We start from the raw sequence: 15,662 nt of genomic DNA on the forward strand, positions 1-15,662 counted from the left end.
CAAACGCCTCGGCCCGCTCCCTCAGAAGGGCCTCGGGATGTTCGAGAACATGCGCCGCCAGAGCCGCTTTATCGAGCTTACGCCGGCGCTCCTTGGCAGGTCTCGGCGTCAAATCTTCTCTGCAAAGCCAGCGGTGGATGGTCATGCGGCTGACGTCAAAAATCCGCGCAGCCTCGGTGCACCCTCCACCCTGGCGCACGTAATCAACAACACGCTTACGCAAATCAACGCTGTAGCTCATCCGCCGACACCCATTAAAGATGACAGAGTTTAGCGCGTAACGTTGTTAATGGGAATCACTATAGGTTCCGGATTGAGTCCATTGTAGGTCAGCAACTCATCGACGTGCGGTTTGATATTGCTACCGATCCATACCCGTTAACCGCCCGGCAGCTCAATCTCTATGACATCGGCAATGGGAACCGGTGAAAGAGGAGACGGATGCGGCAACGCCGCAGGCGGCTCCCGCTTCACAACCACCGACAAAGCCTGTGGTACCGCCGCATCCGACGCCTCAGCATAGAAATTACGCCACGAAAAAACCTGGTTGGTGTCCACATCATACTGCCGTGCAGCCATCAACACTGAGACGCGGGACAACGCACATACCTCTACAATCTCGCGCTTCAGCGCCTTATGAACCCCAATTTACGTCTGCATCAAAACCACCTGCCCGGCATCAATCCACCTCTTTGGCATCCCAATGGCTCCTGTCTGAACCGGCCCGCTTCAATTCGGCTGGTTTAGAACCGCTTAGGCGAGCCGTCGCGTTTAAGACACTCCTCAAAACCGGTATGTGAGACGGGCGACGCCCTGCTGGGTCGTATAGTTGCTGCCGAACTCGGGATCGTAGGAGAGAACGAGGTCGAAATTAGGTCCGCGGGCTAGGTCGACGCCGATGCCAAACCTTCCATACGCGCCAGGCAACTTGGTCCTGACGGTAAAGAGCGAGGTGCCGTCACCCATGAAGCGGGCCGTACTTTTCCAATCAGCCCCACCCGAGAGTTCGGCTGCGGCGCTGATGAATGGCTTCACCTGCGTGTGCTTGTTAAGATCGATCGTGGTGCCGCACGACGCCCCAAAAGCGCCAGCCATCACCAAGTTGCCCTGGCTCTCCACGCTGAGCGCAAACGCTGAGCTGCTCTGCTCGTTAAAAGCGCTGGAATGGACCTCGCTACCGCGCAATTCGGCAAAGGGTTTCACAAAGCTTCTCGTCCCCAGCGACACACGATAGCTGGTGTACAGGTCGACGCCAACGTTCCACAGCCGAGGCTGAGCGTTCGCCACCGTCGTGTAAGCGCCCGCAACCACCTCGCGATTGGAAGTATACCAGCCATAGCCGCCATCGACCGACCCTACAATGTTGAGCCCGCCGTCGCTGTAGCGGAGACCGAGCGCCTCAAGCACGCTATCGCCGCGGATATGCCCATAACCGTAAGCGTCGCTCAGTTGAGAGTGCTCATAGGCGAGCGCGCCGGTGATGTAGAGCCGACCCGAGATGCGGGTTTGTCCCCCCGTCTCGTACATCTGGTAGGTCGCATCATAGCCGAGCGTGTCTGATGTCTCTCCCTGGCTAGTGCTTCCGCCCTGGATCCGGGCCCAGCCACAGCTGGACCTGCCTCCAGTGTCGCATCCGCCATCGACGTCAGAGACGAACCGGTTAGTCGCCATATATCGCTCGGCCACCACCCCGCCCAGCGCCGGGCCGGTCAGGCTGTAGAGCGTAGCTGCGTAGGCTTGCGGCGAAGCAAGACTGGCGATCGCGGTATAGCCCGCGTCGAATAGCTGGCCAGCGTCGAACATCGTCTGCAGATGTTTGGCAACTGCCTGCTGCGCCTGGCCGAGCCCGCTCGCTGCCTGCGTGAACTGCGCCACAGGCGTGGCATAAAGATTGGTGCCGTCCGAGGTGAAGCGGTAGGTGAATATCTCGGTCGCGCTCGGCGCCGCGACGAGCGCCGGGTCGAGTTTCAGCCCACCAGCCGCCGACGCCAGACGGAGCGTCGTGTTGCGTATCGTCACCGGATCGACCTTGATCTGCCCGGTGAGGTTCGCCTTGCCCGTCACCACCAACGCATCCCCCACGCCATGCGCGAAATCGGCATCGAACACGATCTGGCCGGAGTTCGAAAGGTTGCCGGTCAGGGTGGTGGTGCCGATTGTGCCGGCCCCACCGACATAGAGTTTACCCGCGTTGACGAGGCTGCCATCAGTGCCGAGATTGATTGTCGTTCCTGGATCGAATGTGCCACCTATAGCATTGTCGAATGTGCTTCCGCTGCCGCCGAGGTCAACCGCACCGGTGATCGTGCCGGTGTTGTTAATCTGCACAGCAACGTCAGACAGCACAGCCGTGGGGTTGACGGTTCCGGCGCCTATGATCTTACCGGCGTTAATAATCGTGTCGCCGACACCCTGCTGCATATAGATTGCACCGGCCATCGAGGTTTCGTTGGCATTGTTGATCGTGCCGCCGGTCACGGAACTCCGCGCATCGATGGACACCGTGGCGCCGCCTGCCCCGTTGGTCTGCGTGACGATCCCCGGCGATTGGACGCCTATGGCGCTGATGCTGCTATCAACCAGCGTCACCGAGACATCGCCCCCACTGCCAGATCCCCCCGCCCCGCCGCTGTATAACGTACCATTCTCCGCGACCAGGCCGCCGCCGCCACCAAGCGATTGCGCGTAGATTGCTGGCGCGAACGTGCCCGAAGTCGTTAACATCGTTCCCGTCAGCCCGATGGTGATTTGCCCGCCTGAGCCAGTACCCGCTTGTACGACGTTCGTGCCGCCGGCAAGCTGCTGGACCTTCGATACATTGGCAAGGTCGCCGCCCAGTCCACCCCCGCCGCCAATTGATTGCACCAGAATACCGTAGGCGCCATCACCTGCGGTAGAGATTATAGCACCAGCGGTTGTGTCGACCGTCACTTTGCTGGCATCGCCATTGCTGGTTCCGCCTGTTGGCTGCCCTGCGATGACCTGCCCGCCGATCGCGGCGCCGCCGCCGCCGCCAATCGACTGCTCAACGATTGCGTGCGCGTCGCGGCCGGTGGTCGTGATTAATCCAGCGTCTTTGACCTTCACGGCGCCCGCATTGCCGGTCGTGTTCGAGCTTCCTCTGAATGACAATGACAGACCCTGGACATCGCCAATGCGCCCCTGTGGGTTGTTGGCGACATAAGCGGGGTTGAAAGTTTCGTTTGTTGTCATCGTACGGACAAGCCCGCCACCGCCGCCGATCGACTGGGTGAAGATGCCGATGCCATTCTTCGCTGTGGTGGTGACCGAACCATCATTGGTGACATCCACGTTGCCGCCTGTGCCAAAGGAGCCGTTAGAGCCGCTGATTCCGACCGACAGGCTTGCGAGCGAGCCCGAGACAGTTCCCGCTAGCCCCGCCGAACCGCCGCCACCGCCCACGGACTGGGCGAGAATACCAAATCCGAGCACCCCTTGCGTTTCAATCGACGCGCCGGCTTCGTTGAGGACACTGACATCGCCGCCATTGCCGCCAGCACCGCCGTTGCCCCCGCCACCGACCGCGATCTGCGTCCGAGAATCGTCGCTCGAACTGTCCGTCGAACTCGCGGCCCCTCCCTTGCCACCGCCGCCACCCACAGATTCAGCGAATACAGCGTCAGACTGGGCGCCGAACGTGCTGATCTCGCCGGTATTATCCACCTTTAGCGTACCGCCATTGCCAGCTGCACCGCCTTTTCCACCCACCGAAACCCCGACATCGATACTTGTCGCGTTGCCGATCTCATAGGGCCCGCCAGCCGCCTGGGCCGCGATGCCGTAAAGTTCGTTGGCAGCATCGTAGGCGTTGCTTGCCAGATTGGCGATCGCATAGATGCCGGCGATAGGCTGCGTCACGCTGGCGCCGAGATTGAGCCCCTGGCTCAGAATGGTGGCTAGATTGCCTGCGTTCGATACTTTTGTGACACCACCGGCCGTGGCACCGCCCTTGCCGGCCACGCCACCGCCACCGCCGACGGACTGTGCCAGCAGCCCGTCCGCGTCGGTGCCGCGGGTGACGATGGCGCCTGCGTTGGATGCGGTCACGCTACCGCCGTCGCCTCCCGCACCACCAGAGCCCCCGACACCCACACTGATCGACAGACTGTCGCCATTCGCGGTGGCGGTACCGCCACCGGCAGCACCACCGCCCCCGCCCACCGATTGCGCGAACATGCCATCGGCTCCATCACCAGTGGTAAAAATGCCGCCACTGCTGGCCGCGTCGACCGCGCCGCCAGTGCCTCCGCTGCCGCCGTTGCCCCCCACGCTGATCGCCGCACCAAAGCTCGCATCGGCATTGTTTGCGGTCGCAGTTGCATCGCCAGTGCCACCGGTACCGCCGCCGCCGACACTCTGCGCAAAAGCGCCATAAGCGTCCGCGCCATATGTCAGCAGTAACCCTGTATTATCGAGACCGACTAGGCCGCCAATTGCGCCCTTGCCCCCACCACCGCCGATCGCAGTCGAAAATGAAACGGTGATGTTCGAGGCTGCACCGCCCGAATAGGAGGCCGCAGTCGCATCGCCGCCGGCACCGCCGCCACCGCCGACCGATTGCGCGACGAGTGCGTAAGCGCCCTCGCCGGCCGTGGTGACGATCCCGCTATTGGTCACGCTCGCCGCGCCACCTGTATTACCGGTACCGCCTTGGCCACCAATACCAAGCGCAAAGGATACCGCCGGTACGCTGTCGCCCGGCGCGAGGGAGACCACGCGCGCCGCCGAAGCGCCGCCGCTACCACCGCCGCCGCCAATTGATTGGGCAAGGATGCCGTAGGCGTCGGAGCCGTAGGTGGTCACCTGACCCATATTGGTGATTGTGGCGTCCGCCGCCGCCCCGCCATCGCCACCATTGCCACCGATCGCGATAGAAGCGGTCGGCAAAATTCCTCCAAGGAATGAAACCGCCGCCCCGCCCTTACCGCCGCCGCCGCCAATCGATTGCGCCTGAAGCCCTGCCGCGTGATCGCCATAGCTGGTAACGAGACCATCATTGCTGATCTGCACGTTTTTCGCCAAGCCACCGTTACCGCCTTTGCCGCCAATCGTCAGCGAAATGGCGCCAATGCCCCGCACCACCGCGCTTCCGCCCGTGCCTCCCGCCCCGCCAATCGACTGCGCCAGGACGGTATTGTCGCCCAACGTACTCAGTGAACCAATAATAGCTTTCGCGCCGAGCTGGACCGTAACGTTGCCGCCATTGCCCCCCAAACCTCCATTACCGCCAACCACCAAGGCCGTACCAACGGCAATACCAGTTGCATCACCGCCGATGCCGCCACCGCCGCCAATCGATTGGGCGATTAGCCCGCTCGCCGCAGCGCCGTTTGTGACCAAAGAGCCATTGACGAAATCGGCGCTGACATTGCCGCCAGCCCCTCCTGTTGCTCCTGTGCCGCCATCGGCCAGGAAGTTGCCCACACCACCATTTCCGCCGCCGCCGCCAATGCTCTGTACAACGGCGACGTTGGCGTATTTTCCGCTACTGGTTACCGCCACCATTTGCCCAGACTCACCCAATGTCAACGATGCCGCGTTACCCGCGCCGGCTCGTCCCCCGCCACCGGCGCCGCCCTCTAGCGCATTCGCGGAACCACCAACACCTCCCTGACCACCCGCTGACTCGACGTAGATCGCATGCCCCGGACCCGTACCAGTGCCGATATAGTTGATCGTTCCATCAACCGACGCGCTGGCTGCGCCAGCGCCGCCCCCTTGGCCGCCATCGCCCGAATCCGCGCCGACGCCATCGCCACTGAACCCTCCCGCACCGCCGGTGCCGCCTTCTGAGAGCGCAATTACCGCGGCATTATATGAGTTATAGTTTCCTTCGTTAACCGTAATCGAGCCGCCCGTCATCGAGACCGTGGCGTTGCTACTATTGCCGCCCACCCCCCCGGTGCCACCATAATCCGTATCTCCGTAGGACGCCGCACCACCGGCGCCGCCGACTCCACCGATGGAATATGCGAAGAGACCTATCGATGGCCGGGAGGCTTGTTTGTTCGTCTGAATCGATCCGCTCTGCCAATTAAGCGAGGCTGAGTTCCCATTACCGCCACCCCCGCCATTACCAGCATAGTTGGTCACCAAAACATCGCTCGTACTCACCGAACCGCCCGCACCACCGGCGCCGCCCGCACTTTCGGCGACGACCCCTTCGCTTGCGGCTTGAACCTGACCACTCGCGGTGACCTGAACGGCTGCCGCCCCGCCGCCAACCGCTCCCGCCCCTCCTTGTTTATCGCCGGCACCGAAAGTTCCGGTGCTGCCTCCTGCACCACCAGCGCCACCTTCGCTAAGCGCCGCAAATCCCACAACGATCCCTATCCCCTTGATGGAGCCAGAAAATTCGACCCTGATGGCACCACCGTCACCTCCCGCACCGCCGTTGCCGCCTGTAACTTGATCCGTGAATGCGGGATTGCCCGCATTACCGCCGTTACCGCCGCTGCCGCCAAGCGCCAAAATTACCCCCCCGCCCCCTAAAAAACCCGGTGTGGAGATGTTTACGTTCGAAGCCGTATTGTCGATCCCGCCGGACGCCTGGCCGGGCGAGCCTGGATCACCATTTGTATCAAGACCTCTGGACGCACCGGCACAACCGCTCTCGCCAATATTTACTAATTCATAAGGGGCGGTAAACGTCTGATTGCTGTAGTTAAAGGTTTGCAAGGCCGTCGGCTGCGGAGAATTGCTGCTGTTACATTGCGCGCGGGAAAACCCGGGTGCCGCGAGAATCAGGCTTACAAAACCGAATGCAAACAGCCGCAAAATGCAATGCTGCGCCACCATCTTTATGCTCCCGCCAGCCGACGATGACCATCACCGCTCGTTTATTAAACAAAAGCAATTTTTTTGTAGGCAAAATCAAGAGGGACCACCCTCAATCTTGAGTGCAGTTTTTGACAATTTGTAGCAAATTATGAGACTTATCCCGGAGGTTTCGGTACCAAATGGCACCACACTTTGTTGAATTTACTTTAAATTTACCAAATCCGGCACCAGAAATGCCTTCCAGGGATTACGGCTGAGCCGTGCCGCGTTAACGCGTTTGTGACCACTCGCCTGGGATTCACACCGGCTCAAGTTCAGATTCCAGGCGGGTCGTATAAGTCAACGACCAAGTCCGTGGCGCCGGGGCGTAACTTCGCCGACGGCTTGATGGCATATGAAGACAAGGTGGCCGGGGTGGCGAATCCTTTGTGTCCTTCGACAAGAAAGGGGTCCGTAACTATCGACGCAGGGAACGGCCGTACAATTGTTGGGACATGGAAAAGACCAAGTTTATCGGAAATGGTATGTTTAATGCCATCACAAGAGAGTTATTGTTAAATACCTTGATTCGAAATCAAGCTGGGAAGAGCAAAAATAAAATTCGTTGATATATGATATAATTTAAAAACCAACAGTTAAGCATGACATACTCCACACTATCAACGATATAATCCACGGGGATTAAAGAAACCGTCATTGAGACATATGTCGGTACCATGCCGAGTGATGTGGATCGGACAGCTATTCAGCGTACAAAATTAATTCTGACGCAAATGTGATGGCTCTATTTTTACAGCGAGCCGATCACACGGGCTTCAAGCAGGTCGAGCCGACCGTGCGCGCTTAACAGTCCAATCAAGAGTTCAAGCAATCAATTGACTTTTGAGTTTAGTCCGTAATTGGTGCAAGTTTCCTGGGAACTTTATCAAAGGCCAAGATCGGTAATGCATGGTGGACCACCCACCCGATGCAAATCGCATACAAAACAGTACCAACGCCGACCGTGCCTCCCAGCCCCCAACCGACTGAGAGCACTATAGCTTCTATCCCTGTCCGCACGAGTTTCACGGGCAGGCCTGAGCGTTTACAAATACCCGTCATCAGACCATCACGTGGACCAGGACCGAGCCCCGCCCCCATATACGCTCCCCCTGCTACGCCGTTCAGCAGAATACTAAACCCGAGAAGCGCAAGCCGTGAGCCGTAGGCTTCCGGCGACGGAATTAAAGCGAGGGCGATATCGGCGACTATGCCTATCACAAGAATGTTCAATACCGTGCCTAGTCCTGGACGTTGGCGCAACGGTAGCCACAACAAGAGAACGCCGAGCCCGATTAGATTGACCGTCAGCCCAAAGCTAAGGCCAATCAGTGGAGCAAGCCCTTGGGTCAGTACGTCCCATGGCGCGAGGCCAAGATTGGCCCGGACCATCATGGCTATAGAAATGCCATAAAGACTCAAACCAACCAGGAGTTGAGCAAGACGGACGTGAATACGAATGCGATCGAACATACCACCAAATTGGCGCGAATGGCTCTATTATAAATAGCCACTTTTGCTATAATGGCTATCTCATGAATACAAACACACTTAGGGCTGGCTCTATGTCGCGTCTTCTCGGCAATTGGCGCGGAGATAAAAGTACCGATGCGACATACCGGCTGCTGGCTAGATCACTACGACTGCTAATCTTAGACGGTCGCGTGGGTCTGGGGGTTCGACTTCCGGGAGAACGCGAACTTGCGCAAGCAATCGGCCTAAGCCGCACGACCGTAACAGCCGCTTACAACCAATTGCGAGACGAGGGCTTTCTTTTGAGCCGTCAGGGGTCGGGAAGCGTTACTCATTTACCCGGCGGACCTACCACTGTTGAATTTGGTGATGTTTTTCAGGGCGAACCATTAATAGACTGGACTGCGGCTGCTTTGCCTGCCTCTGCTGGACTTTGGCAGGCTTACGAGGAAGCCCTGCAACGCCTTCCCGGCTACCTCGCGGGAATTGGCTATGAGCCCCTTGGCCTGTCCTGCCTGCGAGAAGCGATTGCGCGTGATTATGAAACGCGCGGCTGTCCTACCCGGCCCAGCCAGATCATCGTGACAAGCGGCGCGCAAAATGGCCTTAGCCTTGTTTTACGTGCGCTGGCGGCGCCAGGTGACCGTATTGCGGTTGACCACCCTACCTACCACAACGCGTTGGGTGCCATCTTACGTCACAACTGTCAGCCGGTGCCCGTAAGTCTCCCAGAGGAAGGTTGGGATATTGCCGGCCTTGACGCAGCGTTTCGACAGACGGGGCCACGTTTTGCTTATCTGATACCCGACTTCCATGTCCCCACTGGGCGGCTGATGGACGATGCCAGCCGACGGGACCTGATAGCAATCGCTTCCCGAACACGCACACCGCTACTGATTGATGAAACCATGGCTGAAACAGGCTTTGGAACCGCCGTTCCTGCGGCGGTCGCATCCCATGATCCAGAAGGTCACCTCGTTATCAGTCTTGGCTCGGCCAGCAAGCGTTATTGGGGAGGTATGCGGATTGGTTGGATTCGCGCCAGCGAACAGCGCATCGCAGCGCTAGGTCGTCTGCGGGCAATTTTCGACATGGCAACGTCAGTGCTGGAACAACTGACCGTCACAGTGATGCTGGAAAAGGGTTGCGGGGCAGGTGGGCATCGTGCCGAAATGGAGATGCGTTGCGACAAACTGATTGCGCTACTTTCCGATCAACTACCTCACTGGCGTACGTCACGGCCCCAGGGCGGATTAGCACTGTGGGCGGAATTACCACGCCCAGAAGCCTCTGCGCTTGCGGCGATGGCCCAAAGCTTTGGCCTGCATGTTGCGCCAGGCCCGCGCTTTGGAGTGGGGGATGCATTCGAGCGTTTCGTGCGCTTGCCCTTTACGTTGCCCGAGGACCATCTCGAGCAGGCAGTTGAACGACTTAACCAAGCTAACACGCATCTTCATCGCCGCGCGCCCCACAGTTTTGAAGATCCATTGCGCGTCATTACGGTTGAACATTTAATCTAATTTTTTAACTTACGGAATTTAGGAGGAAAATTTTATTCCGGAATGGAAGAAGGTCCTATCATCCAGGTTAATCGAGCTTGCTGGCGATGATTGAGGCGATGCGTTTATAGGTGAACGCAATATGCGCGAGGGTACGTGCCGTCACTACCTCGGCGCAGATCTTGTTAAGCTCCTTGAACAACCGCAGGATGCCAAGACATGTCCGCCCCCTGCTCCTAGTGGGAACGGCCGGCCAGAAAAGCGATCATCAGCTCTTCGGTGTTGGGCGCGGCCGAGGCGCCCCAGCGACAGAATCGCTCCGAACTCCATTCCGCATTGACGCACGCCTTCAGATTATCCGGCACCTCCAGCGCCGCGTTGGTCACGTCGTCTGGCAGGGGCCAGGTCAATCCCGTCACCCTGGCGCGCTTCAGATCATCCTGGATCGTGCTCCGCGCCTCACCGAGCATCCGCCCAATCCCCTCGCGCTGATACCCTCACTTGCCAGCCGTAATGTGTATTGCATCTGCCTCATCGTCAGCTCTCTCTTCACCGCCGTCCGCCTCCCCCCGTGATTGCTCACGACGCGCAAATGCCCGAGTTGCTGACCCACCCAAAAACGACGGAAATAGCCTCCCCAGGTGACCAGATTTAAATCGGAGTCCTGACCAGTTTCAATCTGAACCCACACAAATTTTACGAAATTTTAGACATTCTCCGACTAAAGGTACAATAAAGAAACAATATCAACGCTCTCTAAAGAACAAACATGGCATTGCCATTCCGGGACCACCCCTTTAGTCTTTAATGTCAAGAAACTGCCCGCTCAGGCCAATACCTTCCAGATGGCGAGCAGCGCTGCGCGTATTAGTAAAGAGCATTATTATGAATGACGTGACGGCATGGCTGTCGAATGCACATCCTGTTGATAAGAAAAACGCTGCAGAGACTGTTTTTGATGACATACGCTCGGCAATTACCTCCGGGCGCTTGCCCGTGGGTGCGCGCCTGCCCTCAGAACTACAGCTTGCCCGTAGTTATAAGGTTAGCCGCCCCGTCATCCGTGAGGCATTGCGCTCATTGCAGACATTAGGACTGACCCAGACACGTACCGGTAGCGGGACGTTTGTGATTATGGCGTCTCCGGACCCTAAGTTAAGCTACGGAACATATCTGGCCCGTGATCTGGTTGAGGCACGCCCGCACATAGAAGTGCCCGCGGCAGGATGGGCAGCGTTGCGCCGCAGTGAAAGCCAAGCGTTACGGCTTCATACCTTATGTGACAAGATGGAAAAGCAAGACGATCTCAGTGAGTGGGGGACGCTGGATGGAGAGTTTCATAGCCTGATTATTGAGGCTTCAGGAAATGCCGTTTTCACGAAAGTTCTTGGCGATATTCAGAACGCCCTAATGCGTCAATCGGCGTTGCTCAATCTGATGTCGCATCGAAGGGAAGCATCTAATGTTGAGCACCGCCGGATCGCCCAGGCGATCGCGGCGGGATCTGAACAAGAGGCCAAGGCCGCCATGAGCGCGCATCTTGGCCAGGTAAAAACCGTGTTAAGTAAGATTATTGGGCAAGATCAGACTTGTGAGTAATGATTGCCGGCTGATTTAGCAGCCGTTCTGGAGTTAAAATATCCGCCAGTTCGGCGGAAGTTAAAAAGCCGCCTTCAATCGCAACTTCTACAATATTGCGATTTGTCGCCAGCGCCTCCTTGGCGATTTGAGTTGCCGCCTGATAACCTATGAACGGGTTGAGCGCTGTAGCAAGGCCAATGGACTCTTTTACCCGGTGCGCCATAACCTGCTCATGAGCAGTAATGCCGTCAACACAGCGATCTGCCAGGGTTCGGCAAGCAGCAGCAAGCGAGAGAAGGCTATCGAGAAGAGAGCGCGCAATAACGGGCTCGAAGGCGTTAAGCTGAAGCTGCCCACCTTCGGCGGCCATCGTAATTGTCATATCGTTGCCAATGACCACGAAAGCGACTTGATTTACCATCTCGGGAATAACCGGATTGACTTTTCCTGGCATGATGCTCGAGCCAGCCTGCATCGGAGGTAGAGAAATCTCACCCAGGCCAGCGCGGGGGCCAGAGGAAAGCAAACGCAGGTCATTACAGGTTTTTGAAAGCTTAATTGCGATACGCTTGAGAACACCAGAGAGATGAACGAAGGCGCCGGGATCTTGAGTTGCTTCAATGAGATCACTGGCGGTGACAAGTGGACGACCTGTTAGCCTGACGAGATGCGCGCAAGCCCTCTCAGCATAGTTTGTTGGCGCGTTGAGGCCGGTACCGATCGCGGTCGCGCCGAGATTAATTTCATGCAGCAGGGCAGACGATTCGATCAGCCGTGCCCTGTCCTCCCCGAGCATAACCGCAAAAGTGTGGAACTCCTGGCCGAGAGTCATAGGCACAGCGTCTTGCAACTGGGTGCGTCCAATTTTCAGGAAGTCACGAAATGCCTGTGCCTTGCGCTCAAAGGATTGTTGCAGCTCCTCCATTGCCGATTCGAGTTCGTCAGCGGCCTCAATCAACGCGATGTTGAGCGCCGTGGGGTAGGCATCATTGGTCGATTGACTGAGATTGACGTGATCGTTGGCGTTAAGCCGCGCATAATTCCCCTTACGGCTACCCAACAATTCGAGTGCGCGGTTGGCGACCACTTCGTTGGCATTCATGTTCGTCGACGTCCCGGCTCCTCCCTGGATGACGTCAACTACAAACTGTTCGCGCAGCGCGCCGCCCCTGATCTCCTGGCACGCCTGGACGATTGCTGTCAGCCGCTCGGCATCAAGCAGGCCCAATTCGTGGTTAGCGCAAGCGGCAGCCTCCTTGACGAACATTAACCCACGGATAAGGTGGGAATAATGGCCGATTGGAACGCCGGTAACCTGGAAATTCTCCATCGCCCTTGCCGTGTGTACGCCCCAATAGGCGTCTGCCGGAATATCCTTTGTTCCCAGAAGATCATACTCGGTACGCATTTCAACCACGTTCGTTTGCCTTTGTTTGTTAATGGAAAATCTGTCAGGCTGTCCGACTTATTTTGGTTATCCTCCTGAGTTTGGATGGTCAATAGGTATTGCTGTATTGCTGCCTTACAGATATTAGTCACATTAACTGCGCCACTAGCGCGGCTGCCGAACAGTAAACGAGGATGTCGGCGCCTATCGGCGTAGCCCATAAAAACACAACTCTGCGGAGAGGGAATTATGACAGAGAAAACACAGGCTTGGGCGGCAACCGAACGTCAAATCGAAATCTCTGAAGATTCAGGGTACCGAAAAGCCCTTAAACGCCGGCAGATTCAGATGATTGCGGTCGGCGGCTCAATCGGCACTGGGCTCTTTCTCGGTGCCGGCGGACGATTTGCGCTGGCAGGCCCGGCTCTGGTGTTTGTCTATGCACTATGCGGCTTTTTTGCATTTTTGGTAATGCGGGCGCTCGGGGAATTGATCATGTATCGCCCGAGTTCTGGTTCCTTCGTCTCTTATGCTCGTGAATTCTATGGCGAGAAGATGGCGTTCGCTGCAGGGTGGATGTATTGGTTGAACTGGGCCATGACTTCAGTGGCGGATGTGACCGCTGCAGCTCTATATATGAATTTCTTTCAGCAATATGTGACGTGGTTGCAGGGCATTCCGCAATGGATATTCGCGTTGTCAGCGTTATTGCTGGTATTGGTCATGAATCTTCTGTCAGTGAAGGTCTTTGGCGAATTGGAATTTTGGTTCAGCTTGCTCAAGGTTTCGTCACTAGTAGCGTTTTTGTGTATTGGCATCTATTTCGTCGTCACAGGTACGCCCGTGGATGGCCACACACCGGGCTTTAGCCTTATAACGAATCATGGCGGCTTTTTCCCCTATGGCATTTTGCCAGCATTGATCATCGTGCAAGGGGTTGTTTTCGCCTATGCTGGGATCGAAGTAATCGGTACGACGGCGGGTGAAAGCGAAAACGCCATGAAGGTAATGCCTGCTGCCATACGCTCAGTTATTCTGCGCTTGGTCGTGTTTTATGTAGGCTCTGTGCTGCTTTTGGCTGTGCTGCTCCCCTACACCGCGTATAGCGCGAACGAGAGTCCCTTTGTGACGTTTTTTGGCAAACTAGGATACCATGATGCCGCAATCATCATGAATCTGGTGGTTTTGACGGCAGTGCTTTCCTCCCTCAATTCCGGCCTCTATTCCACAGGCCGCATTCTCCATTCAATGGCGGTCTCAGGTTCGGCGCCAGTTGCATTAATGAAAATGAATAAAGCCGGTGTTCCCTATATGGGTGTTGCTGTCACCGCTGTGGTAACCATGATCGGCGTGGGACTCAATGCCATTGTGCCTTCCTCTGCTTTTGAGATCGCGCTTAACGTAGCAGCTTTGGGCATCATTTCCGCTTGGTGCGTCATCATTTTATGCCAACTCAAGCTTTGGCTAAGGGCACGGCGTGGCGAAATTGCCCGTCCAGCGTTTCGTATGATAGGTGCCCCTTATACTGGCATCCTCACGCTCCTCTTTCTGGCGGGCGTTTTGGTGTTGATGGCGTTGGATTACCCAACCGGAACGTGGACAATTGCGTCTCTGATCGTGATCATACCTTTGTTGGTTTCAGGGTGGTATTTTATGCGTAATCGCCGTCAGGAGGCCGTTGATGCACAGACGCTTCAAGCAAACCAGGAGGTCGTGTGAGCCTTAATCATACTAAACCACTGGTGGCAGTTATTGCCACTGGTGGCACTATCGCCAGCCAGCGGGGAGCCAGCGGTGCAAGTGCACCTACGCTGACTGGACAAAACCTTCTGGCGCAAATGCCGCGCGATAAGTGCCAGATCCGCGCCATCGATTTGATGGCAAAGGATTCCGCGAGCTTCACGTTGAATGACATCCAACAAATCAGCGAAGCAGTGAAGATACAATTGTGCGACCCCGAGGTGGCGGGGGTAGTGGTTTTGCATGGCACGGATGCGATGGAGGAAACGGCATTGCTTGTGCATTTACAGTACCAACTTGCCAAGCCGGTCATATTCACGGGGGCACAGTTTACTTCCGACCATATAAAATCAGACGGCCCCGGTAATCTTTCCGGTGCGATCGCAGCGGCTCTTTGTCCTGAACATGCCCGTCGCGGGGTTTTGCTACATTTCGCCTCAAAGCTCCTGCCGGTTTGGGGAACCTATAAATACTCTACTGAAAGGGCCGATGCGTTTCGACAATCCAAGCGAATAGACTCACTATCAAGTCCTCGGCTTGATGGTGATATTAGCAAAATTCGTGTCGACATTGTCGCAGTTTATCCAGGCTGCGACCATACACACATGCAAGCCAGCTTAGCTGCCGGCGCCAATGGTATTGTTTTAGCCGCACTTGGGTCTGGCAATGCCAACCCATGCCTAGTTGAGGCTGTAAAAGATTGTACGGCACTTGATATCCCTGTTGTCGTCTCAAGCCGTGTGCCACATGGGCTGTTGACAAGCGGCTACGGCGGCGGCGGCGGCGGGCATGATCTTGCTGCGGCAGGAGCTATCCACGCGAGGATTTTGAGGCCAGGTCAAGCGCGGATTCTGTTGCTGGCGCTTCTTGCCACAGGTCGGGACAAAGAGGATATACGCGCGGCTTTTAAATAGGCTTTGTTACATACATATGGTTTATGAGTAGGATTCACTAATGGGACCTGAGAGCGTAGCTATCTGTCAGACCCAAGCATGTGAAAACCGAAATATCGTACAGTGAATCGGTGAACACCTGACACTGCTGGTGAGGGGGCTTCCTCGGCCATGGCTAATGGCCGAGCAACAACAAGTCGATGCCCTTCGACAAAACGGCGCTCACGCTGCTATCGAAGCAGAAAGAGA

General features: G+C 56.9%; 10 protein-coding genes. 4 read left to right on the top strand and 6 right to left on the bottom strand.

What is annotated here, in order from left to right:
* From BUB54_RS08685 to yczE, 4 genes are all read right to left on the bottom strand, one after another.
* Window positions 1-241, bottom strand: a 241-nt coding sequence (locus tag BUB54_RS08685; protein WP_139284844.1) for an IS630 transposase-related protein, incomplete at its 3' end; no start/stop codon positions are given.
* 137 nt (window positions 242-378) lie between these two features.
* Entirely contained in the window at window positions 379-579 is a 201-nt protein-coding gene (locus BUB54_RS08690) for a hypothetical protein (protein ID WP_073211484.1), read from the bottom strand.
* A gap of 204 nt (window positions 580-783) precedes the next feature.
* Window positions 784-6,819 carry an autotransporter outer membrane beta-barrel domain-containing protein gene (locus tag BUB54_RS08695; RefSeq protein ID WP_048877377.1) on the bottom strand — a complete coding sequence of 2,012 codons (6,036 nt, stop codon included), beginning with the start codon at window positions 6,817-6,819 and terminating at the stop codon, window positions 784-786.
* A gap of 870 nt (window positions 6,820-7,689) precedes the next feature.
* Window positions 7,690-8,313: a membrane protein YczE gene (yczE, locus tag BUB54_RS08700; protein WP_199444644.1), complete on the bottom strand. Its 624-nt coding sequence runs from the start codon at window positions 8,311-8,313 to the stop codon at window positions 7,690-7,692.
* A 92-nt stretch (window positions 8,314-8,405) separates the two neighbouring features.
* On the opposite strand from yczE, the gene yczR reads away from it, so the two are divergent.
* A complete protein-coding gene (gene yczR, locus BUB54_RS08705) occupies window positions 8,406-9,833 on the top strand; it encodes a MocR-like transcription factor YczR (protein ID WP_199444645.1) in 1,428 nt (475 codons plus the stop codon).
* Between the two features lie 215 nt (window positions 9,834-10,048).
* Here yczR and BUB54_RS08710 read toward each other — a convergent pair whose 3' ends face one another.
* Window positions 10,049-10,282, bottom strand: a complete 234-nt coding sequence (locus tag BUB54_RS08710; protein ID WP_048877379.1) for a hypothetical protein — start codon at window positions 10,280-10,282, stop codon at window positions 10,049-10,051.
* A 415-nt stretch (window positions 10,283-10,697) separates the two neighbouring features.
* On the opposite strand from BUB54_RS08710, the gene BUB54_RS08715 reads away from it, so the two are divergent.
* Window positions 10,698-11,411: a FadR/GntR family transcriptional regulator gene (locus BUB54_RS08715; protein ID WP_048877380.1), complete on the top strand. Its 714-nt coding sequence runs from the start codon at window positions 10,698-10,700 to the stop codon at window positions 11,409-11,411.
* Here the strand turns inward: BUB54_RS08715 and BUB54_RS08720 are convergent.
* Window positions 11,383-12,801, bottom strand: coding sequence for an aspartate ammonia-lyase (locus BUB54_RS08720; protein WP_048877440.1), 1,419 nt, complete (start codon window positions 12,799-12,801; stop codon window positions 11,383-11,385). The two genes, BUB54_RS08715 and BUB54_RS08720, sit on opposite strands and share 29 nt — an antisense overlap.
* A 228-nt stretch (window positions 12,802-13,029) precedes the next feature.
* On the opposite strand from BUB54_RS08720, the gene BUB54_RS08725 reads away from it, so the two are divergent.
* A complete protein-coding gene (locus BUB54_RS08725; protein ID WP_048877381.1) occupies window positions 13,030-14,499 on the top strand; it encodes an amino acid permease in 1,470 nt (489 codons plus the stop codon).
* Entirely contained in the window at window positions 14,496-15,434 is a 939-nt protein-coding gene (locus BUB54_RS08730; RefSeq protein WP_048877382.1) for an asparaginase, read from the top strand. The genes BUB54_RS08725 and BUB54_RS08730 overlap by 4 nt, the downstream gene beginning before the upstream one ends.
* Window positions 15,435-15,662 lie beyond the last annotated feature (228 nt).

It is taken from the genome of Acidocella aminolytica 101 = DSM 11237 (assembly GCF_900129125.1).
GTDB lineage: Bacteria > Pseudomonadota > Alphaproteobacteria > Acetobacterales > Acetobacteraceae > Acidocella > Acidocella aminolytica.

Bases quoted from the DNA above. Each gene is read 5' to 3' on its own strand.
- BUB54_RS08690 (WP_073211484.1), bottom strand. From the start codon at position 579: ATGGCTGCACGGCAGTATGATGTGGACACCAACCAGGTTTTTTCGTGG.
- BUB54_RS08695 (WP_048877377.1), bottom strand. From the start codon at position 6,819: ATGGTGGCGCAGCATTGCATTTTGCGGCTGTTTGCATTCGGTTTTGTA.
- yczE (WP_199444644.1), bottom strand. From the start codon at position 8,313: ATGTTCGATCGCATTCGTATTCACGTCCGTCTTGCTCAACTCCTGGTT.
- yczR (WP_199444645.1), top strand. From the start codon at position 8,406: ATGTCGCGTCTTCTCGGCAATTGGCGCGGAGATAAAAGTACCGATGCG.
- BUB54_RS08710 (WP_048877379.1), bottom strand. From the start codon at position 10,282: ATGCTCGGTGAGGCGCGGAGCACGATCCAGGATGATCTGAAGCGCGCC.
- BUB54_RS08715 (WP_048877380.1), top strand. From the start codon at position 10,698: ATGAATGACGTGACGGCATGGCTGTCGAATGCACATCCTGTTGATAAG.
- BUB54_RS08720 (WP_048877440.1), bottom strand. From the start codon at position 12,801: ATGCGTACCGAGTATGATCTTCTGGGAACAAAGGATATTCCGGCAGAC.
- BUB54_RS08725 (WP_048877381.1), top strand. From the start codon at position 13,030: ATGACAGAGAAAACACAGGCTTGGGCGGCAACCGAACGTCAAATCGAA.